At 45.1% G+C, this 3,412-nt stretch carries 4 protein-coding genes and 1 pseudogene; 2 read left to right on the forward strand and 3 right to left on the reverse strand.

The features are described 5' to 3' along the window. From B5F28_RS14190 to B5F28_RS14200, 3 genes are all read right to left on the reverse strand, one after another. Positions 1–185 (reverse strand): FtsK/SpoIIIE domain-containing protein (locus B5F28_RS14190; protein WP_143424769.1); only part of this gene is annotated, 185 nt, incomplete at its 3' end. Then, on the reverse strand, positions 176–841 hold the full coding sequence (locus tag B5F28_RS14195; protein ID WP_087296479.1) for a hypothetical protein: 666 nt from the start codon (positions 839–841) through the stop codon (positions 176–178). The genes B5F28_RS14195 and B5F28_RS14190, both read right to left, overlap by 10 nt. Continuing rightward, complete coding sequence (locus B5F28_RS14200; RefSeq protein ID WP_087296480.1) at positions 838–1,182, reverse strand: hypothetical protein; 345 nt, start codon at positions 1,180–1,182, stop codon at positions 838–840. The genes B5F28_RS14195 and B5F28_RS14200 overlap by 4 nt, the downstream gene beginning before the upstream one ends. 304 nt (positions 1,183–1,486) lie before the next feature. Here B5F28_RS14200 and B5F28_RS14205 point away from each other — a divergent pair, with 304 nt between their 5' ends. Then, the gene (locus B5F28_RS14205; protein ID WP_087296481.1) at positions 1,487–2,812 is read left to right on the forward strand and encodes a hypothetical protein; all 1,326 of its coding nucleotides are present in this window, start codon (positions 1,487–1,489) and stop codon (positions 2,810–2,812) included. A gap of 139 nt (positions 2,813–2,951) precedes the next feature. Beyond that, positions 2,952–3,412: pseudogene (locus tag B5F28_RS14210) on the forward strand (hypothetical protein); the annotation flags it as partial.

A 3,412-nucleotide genomic window follows, 5' to 3' on the forward strand; every position in this document is an offset into this window, starting at 1 on the left:
GGGTAGGCTTGCAGAAAATTGTAAATCCAGCTGCGGGCAGCGTAGGACTTGCCGGAGCCGGTGCGCCCTGCGATCAAACAATGGGGATACATGGATGGGTAATGATAAACGGTGTTTCCACGCCCATTCAAGCCCATTGTGGAAGTCGTAGCGATCGCAACTTTGTTTTTATTGTTCATAGCCATAAATCGGCATCCTCCGGTTGAATCAGGTTGTATTTTGGAAAAGGGATAAAATTTTTGTCGACGATTTTTAACACGATCTGAGGTAAAACCGCACCGTCTAAAATGTCTACAGAAGAAACGGCGAATCGGGCGGAACCATCGGTTAAAACCAGACTTTTTAGCGAGCAATAATTTACTAACGCTTCATTGATTGGCTCACGCAGGCTTTCCCAAAGCAAATAAAACGATTGTGCGTTGAAAGACTGCAAGCCGATAGTCAGCGTGTGGACAAGCCCCGCAGGGGTTTGCTCACTCGCAATGTGGCGGGCCAGATAGGCCAGCGAAGAAACCAGAGGCACGGCCTGAATCCCCAACAAATCCCGCTGTTGCTTACAAAAAAGCCACTGCGTAAACTCTGCTGCTTCCCGCTGGCTCTGCTGAAAGGCTGTTTGCTGTTCGGCCTGTTGCTGCTGTGTGACCTGCCTACTTCTGTCCACGATGGCCCACACTACAAATCCGGCACATACCATCGGCGGCAACCACAAGCGGGCGGTGAAGAACAGAAGCCAAACCACCAGCGCTCCACCTCCCGCTAATGCAGCAATTAGATATAGCCGGTGGGTGGCAGGGCTTGCGCCCCACCACCTTTTAACAACCAGAATGAGGCGCTGAATCACAGAAATTCCGCCCCCTCAGACAGCTCAACCGAATCCGCCGTTGCCGTCCACCCGCTGACAATTTCCCCTTGCGCACCCTTGAGGGCATAAGGACGAACCACAAGGCCCTTAAAAGCTGCGCTGAGCGTGATTTCATGATCTGCCTGTTCGTAGGCTGAACTTCCGGCAACCTTCACCGTCAAAGTGGCAAAGTTCCGAGCCGGGATGACCACCGAAACGAGGCTGCCCATAACTTCCTCGGAACCACGCTTCTTCCAGGGGCGGAGAGCGGTGACAGGCATCGGGGAGTTAGAGCGGAAAATTTCGGTGGCGTTGAAGGTGAAAGTGTTCAAATTGGTCATTGTGGTTACTCCTTAAAAGATAATTAGATAGGATTAAGTAAAAGGGGGGACGATTGTGGGCTAGATCATAGTGGTCATCTCCTTTCGATGGTTCTATTTTAAGGCTTTCAGAAACAAACAAACATTGAGAAACTCAAAAAATAAACTCGCACTTTTTTTGAAAAAATCAGTGGTAAAAATTGGTTATCTGATTAGTTTCTGTTTGTTGATCTGTAAATATTCTAGCACTAGAGGGTGGTTTTAATATTTGAAGAAAACAAAATAGAACAACTATAAAATTGCACAAAAACAGGAGGTTGAATTTATGAAAGATAACATTTCTTTGAATCATCCACAGAAAACTGAATATGGGGCAAATGATGTTACACTGAAAGTGACAGCATTAAGTAATCCAACGGAGTATGAAACCTATGTATCACGCCTGCGGTGGATATGCTATGCTACCGTGCGGGAACAGTGTCAGGCAGTAATATTGCATACTACCATATTGGATCGTCTTATAGCTGCCTATACGATTGGAATACCGCAGTATGAGAAAGCCGCTGATGATGCACCGGTTGAGCAAGACATTGATAAAGAGCTATTGCAGGATGTATACAAAAACCGGGGAATCACTACCAATAAAATAGATGATATTATTCTGAAAGTTCACAAAACAGCAGTGGAGCTTGAACAGAAGGCAAGAGCCTTATCTGTAGAACTTTTTGAGGAAATGGGAAAATACACCCCAGCAGAATGGGCACGAAAAGATTATCAGGAACCGGAGTTTACAACGGTTAAATGGAACGATTTACTGGAAGTTGTGGCAATGGAAGAGGTTCTATTTGCATACATTCCGGGCTACATGGAACTTAACCGAAACAATCAAGAAAACTTAGAAAAGTATAAGGAAATCATCAGCACTTATTTAAGCCCCTTTACCGCAGATAATAAAATGTCGTTGAAAAACATACGGAATAAACGATATGACAAAATAAAGAGAGAAATTCAAGGATTTATAAAACCCTCTTTCCTCAAAGCGTTGGAGGCTATAACTCAGAACAGCAGCATAGGAAAACAACTTTTTGAAAACAAGGATAAAACAATCTCTATAAAAAATATTTCTGCTTTAATTGCCGCTTATGGACAATCAGCAGACGAACAAAAGATAAGTTGGATGGGTTTGCACGCCTTGCCTGTGTTTCTGGTACACGCCAACCGCGAAGCATTTGAAGAAGTGTTTCCCCGGTTGGAAATGTATATAGAGGATGATTTGACTCCCTTCATCAATAGCCGGTATTATGGCAAATTGCTTATGCCTCATAGGGAACTATGGGAAAGAAAATTGCTGGAATACGCATATACTTCTTTTATTGGAGATAATGAACCCCGCAACCATGTAGCTATGGGTGAAATGATTTTTGGCGCTTTGCTGGGAAATGAGCTGGAAGAATCTAAGCACATGAAAGCAAAGGAGATAGATGAGGAAGAAGAGCTAGAACTAGTAGAGCAGGAAGAGGAAGAGGACGAAGCGGAACAAGTTCGTGAATATCTCCTTCCCGAACTATACCGTAAATATCCCGAACTGGAAGAATATCTTTATGAATTGGCAGATGGAGATGCCGAGTTAAGGCAGATGCTGAATCTATAAAAAAAGATGCTTCGATAGCACTAGGAAAAGGGCTGTCGAAGCATTTTGCATATAAGGTATAAATGGGTAATAAATGGTATTGTCCCTTAGATGTTATCGTGGTAAAATGAGGCCAGCGATAACAAGGAGGAATTAGGAAATGAAACGAACGATTGGGCTTGTGGTGGCTGTGATCTTGGTGGGGGCCTTTGTGGTTGCTTGTAATCAGAAGCCCACAGAACCTACTTCTACCCCTGCACCTTCTCCTACTCCCGCAGCAACAGAAGAACCGGCGACAACCCCGGAACCTTCCCCCAGCTCTCAGCCTGTCAAGCAGGTAACTGAAGAGGGTCCCACCAATGAAGGTGCCACCTATGAGTCCGATGCAGAGTTTGATCAGAAATTTAGTGCCGAAGCTGAGAAGTTCATGCAAGGTTATATGGATCGAGGCCATACTCGTGAGGAAGCTGAAGCCTGGTGGCAAGATCGTGTGGAAGCAGGCCAGCAAGTTCAGGATCAACAGAATCAAACCATCCAGGAGCGTCAGGAGGAAGAGGCTGCCCGCATGGAACAGGAAAAACAGCAGGCTGATAAGGAATATGATGAGTTCTGTATGGAACA

It is taken from the genome of Gemmiger sp. An194 (assembly GCF_002160145.1).
Taxonomy (GTDB): domain Bacteria; phylum Bacillota; class Clostridia; order Oscillospirales; family Ruminococcaceae; genus Allofournierella.